Consider the following 3,813-nt stretch of genomic DNA (forward strand, 5'->3'; position numbering starts at 1 on the left):
GAGCGGCGGGCGGTGGTCCGCCGGGGAGACGGGGAGCGGGGGCGCGGCGGGGCCGGGGAGGAGACCGGCTCGGCGGCGGAGGGTTTCCGTGGCGGCGGCGTCCAGGAGATTCGCGGGGGCTGTCTTGGGCGGGGTCGGTGAACCCCGGGTGCCTGTGTGCTCGGCGTGTCCCTCCTCCCGGGTGCGTGACGCGGGGAGGGGACGTCGGTCGGTGCCCAGGAGCGCCGTGGAGACCAGGTCGTCCCAGAGAGCCGGTGATGAGGTGTCGTTCATGGCCTGTCCGCCCTTTCCGTTTCGGTCCGTTGTCAGGGGATCGCTTCGTACAGGCCGATCGGTTCACCCCGAACGGGTGACCATGCCGTCAGCGGGTTGAAGCCGCGGTGCCCGCACTCCCCGAAGACCCTGACGGGGGCGCCGCCCGAGAGGGCGATCAGCCGCCAGAGACCGGAGCGGGAGAGGGCGGCCGGGGTGAGGGGGAGGGCCGTCTTGCCTTCCACGTCGGTCAGTTGCCAGCCGTCCCCGACGGGGGTCGGTACGACGTCGGCCAGCGTCACCGGGACGGACTCCAGCCACGGGTCGGCCTGGAGCGCGGTGCCGTAGCGGGCGGTGGCCTCGGCCGGGGTGATACCGGGTGGGCGTACCGATGTCGGGGTCGGGGCGGTGGGGCGTTCACCCAGGGCGACTCGGGGGCCGGCCGGGTAGGGCGTGACCTCCGCGCGCACGCAGAGGCCGACCGGGAGGGCGAGTTCGGGGGCGCGACCGGCGGGGCCGTAGGACAGCACGAGGGCCGTGCGGGCGGTCGTCGTGCCGTGGAGCCAGATGCGACGGGTCGTCAGCCTGCCGTCGGACGTGTCGTACTGGGCCAGGACCAGCCAGTCGTCCCGGACCGGTGGGCCGGTCGGGGCGGCGGGCAGGCCGATGCGGGTGCGGACCACCACGGCCAGGTCTCCGGGGAGGTCGGCGCGGTGGAGCCAGGCGCGGGTCAGCAGGTGCAGGAGGGCGCACTCCTCCAGAAGACGCGACGGCCAGCCGGGGCCCGACGCCGGTATCGCACCCAACTCGCGCACGCGCGCGGCGAGTCCGGGAGCCTGCGCGTCCACCATGCGGGCCGCCGTCTCCTCCCACAGCCCGTACCCCTCCCGCTCCACCGACGCCAGCCCCGACCGCACCAGATCACCCAGCCGCTGCTCCAACTCCACGACCCCTGCCGTGATCCGCCCGGCCCGCCGCTCCGCCCGCCGCCGAGCCGCCTCGGGATCGACGAGCGCCCCCGCCCCCTCCTCCTGCGGGCAGCCCGCGCCCGACTCCCCCTCCGCCTCGGCGAGTTCGCTCCCCACTCCGCGCGACGCGTCGTCAGACGCCGGTGACAGCACCTCGTCCACGTTGCGGCACACCCCCTGCTGAGTCATGACATCGAAGGTAGAACCCGCCACTGACAATCGCCCTCGAAAGCACGTTTGTGCAGGTCAGAGCGATTGTCAGTGGGGTGGTGCAAGGTGGGAGCAGCTTCGGGAAACGCCGAGCTGAAGGGGGCCCGAGCCATGTCTTTCACCGCTGGACCGACGTCCGCCGAACCGACTCAGAACACCGAAGTGACCCCCGTGCTGCGACCGCACGCGGAGATCGCCTTCGCGTCCGAACTCGCCGCGCTCGCCGCGCAGGACGACCGCCCGCGCCCGACGAACTGGAAGCTGTCGCCCTGGGCGGTGGCGACGTACCTGCTGGGCGGCACCCTGCCCGACGGCTCGGTGATCTCCCCGAAGTACGTCGGCCCGCGCCGGATCGTGGAGGTCGCCGTCTCCACGCTGGCGACGGACCGCGCCCTCCTCCTGCTGGGCGTCCCCGGCACCGCCAAGACGTGGGTGTCGGAGCACCTCGCGGCGGCCGTCAGCGGCGACTCCACGCTCCTCGTGCAGGGCACGGCGGGGACCCCGGAGGAGGCGATCCGCTACGGCTGGAACTACGCGCAGCTCCTCGCGCACGGCCCGAGCCGCGCCGCCCTCGTCCCGAGCCCGGTGCTGCGGGCGATGACCGAAGGGATGACGGCCCGCGTCGAGGAGTTGACGCGCATCCCGGCGGACGTCCAGGACTCGCTGATCACGATCCTCTCCGAGAAGACCCTCCCCGTCCCGGAGCTCGGCCAGGAGGTGCAGGCCGTCCACGGGTTCAACGTCATCGCCACGGCCAACGACCGCGACCGCGGGGTCAACGAACTGTCCAGCGCGCTGCGCCGCCGGTTCAACACCGTCGTGCTGCCGCTCCCGGAGAGCGCCGAGGCGGAGGTCGACATCGTCTCCCGGCGCGTCGAGCAGATCGGCCGCTCCCTGGACCTCCCGTCCGTACCGGACGGCATCACCGAGATACGGCGGGTCGTCACGGTCTTCCGGGAACTGCGCGACGGCGTCACGGCCGACGGCCGCACGAAACTCAAGTCGCCCAGCGGCACGCTCTCCACGGCGGAGGCCATCTCGGTCGTCACGAACGGGCTCGCGCTCGCCGCCCACTTCGGAGACGGCGTGCTGCGCCCGGCCGACGTCGCCGCCGGCATCCTCGGCGCGGTCGTCCGCGACCCGGCGTCCGACCGGGGCGTGTGGCAGGAGTACCTGGAGGCGGTCGTCCGCGAGCGCGAGGGGTGGACGGACTTCTACCGCGCCTGCCGGGAGGTGAACGCATGACCGGCGGCACCGCGCGGCTGCTGGGGATCCGGCACCACGGACCGGGTTCGGCCCGAGCCGTCCGCAGGGCGCTCGACGAGACACGCCCCCGGGCCGTACTGATCGAAGGGCCCGCCGACGCGGACGCGCTGCTGCCGCTCGCCGCCCACGCGCGGATGCGCGCGCCGGTCGCCCTGCTGGCCCACGTCGTGGACGAACCGGGGAGGTCCGCGTTCTGGCCCTTCGCCGAGTTCTCCCCCGAATGGGTGGCGCTGACCTGGGCGCTGACGCACGGCGCCCAGGCCCGCTTCATCGACCTCCCCGCCACGCACACGCTCGCCCTGCCCCCGCAGGCCGGCCCCGCCGCCGTCCGCGTCGACCCCCTGCGCGCCCTCGCCGAGGCCGCCGGGTACGACGACCCGGAGCGCTGGTGGGAGGACGTGATCGAACACCGGGAGACGGGCGACCCGTTCACGGCCGTCGAGGAGGCCATGGGCGCGGTCCGCGAGGCGTACGACGACGAGGAGGGCGGGCGCGAAGCCGTCCGGGAAGCCCACATGCGGCTCCGGCTGCGGGCGGCCGTCAAGGAGTTCGGGGCGGACGGTGTCGCCGTCGTCTGCGGGGCGTGGCACGTTCCCGCGCTGCGCCGCCGTACGGCCGTCGCCGCCGACCGGGCGCTCCTGAAAGGGCTGCCGAAGGCCAAGGCCGAGCTGACCTGGGTGCCGTGGACGTACCGCAGGCTCGCGCGCGCCGGAGGGTACGGCGCGGGGATCGAGTCGCCCGGCTGGTACGGGCACCTGTTCGGTGCGCCGGACCGGCCCGTCGAGCGGTGGATGACGAAGGTGGCACGGCTGCTCAGGGAGGAGGACCGGGTCGTCTCCCCGGCGCACGTCATCGAGGCCGTACGCCTCGCCGAGACGCTCGCCGCGGTCCGGGGGCGACCGCTGGCGGGCCTCGGGGAGGCGACCGACGCGGTGCGGGCGGTGCTCTGCGACGGGTCGGACGTACCGCTGGCGCTCGTGTGGGACCGGCTCGTCGTCGGGGACGTCATGGGGGAGGTCCCGGACGAGGCGCCCGCCGTGCCGCTGCGCCGGGACCTGGAGCGCGAACAGCGCCGGCTGCGGCTGCGCCCCGAGGCGGCCGAGCGGGAGATCGGCCT

The 3,813-nt window shown here is 74.5% G+C and carries 4 protein-coding genes; 2 read left to right on the forward strand and 2 right to left on the reverse strand.

Annotated elements, in window-relative coordinates; genetic code table 11:
* Together ACVNF4_RS33625 and ACVNF4_RS33630 are read right to left on the reverse strand one after the other, a co-directional pair.
* Positions 1-273, reverse strand: a 273-nt coding sequence (locus ACVNF4_RS33625; protein WP_461806662.1) for a DUF5691 domain-containing protein, incomplete at its 3' end; no start/stop codon positions are given.
* Between the two features lie 32 nt (positions 274-305).
* Entirely contained in the window at positions 306-1,409 is a 1,104-nt protein-coding gene (locus tag ACVNF4_RS33630; RefSeq protein WP_461806663.1) for an SWIM zinc finger family protein, read from the reverse strand.
* A gap of 132 nt (positions 1,410-1,541) precedes the next feature.
* Between ACVNF4_RS33630 and ACVNF4_RS33635 the strand changes: the two genes are divergently transcribed.
* A complete protein-coding gene (locus ACVNF4_RS33635) occupies positions 1,542-2,675 on the forward strand; it encodes an ATP-binding protein (protein WP_461806664.1) in 1,134 nt (377 codons plus the stop codon).
* A partial coding sequence (locus tag ACVNF4_RS33640; protein WP_461806665.1) for a DUF5682 family protein occupies positions 2,672-3,813 on the forward strand: 1,142 nt, incomplete at its 3' end. The genes ACVNF4_RS33635 and ACVNF4_RS33640, both read left to right, overlap by 4 nt.

It is taken from the genome of Streptomyces sp. S6 (assembly GCF_054880855.1).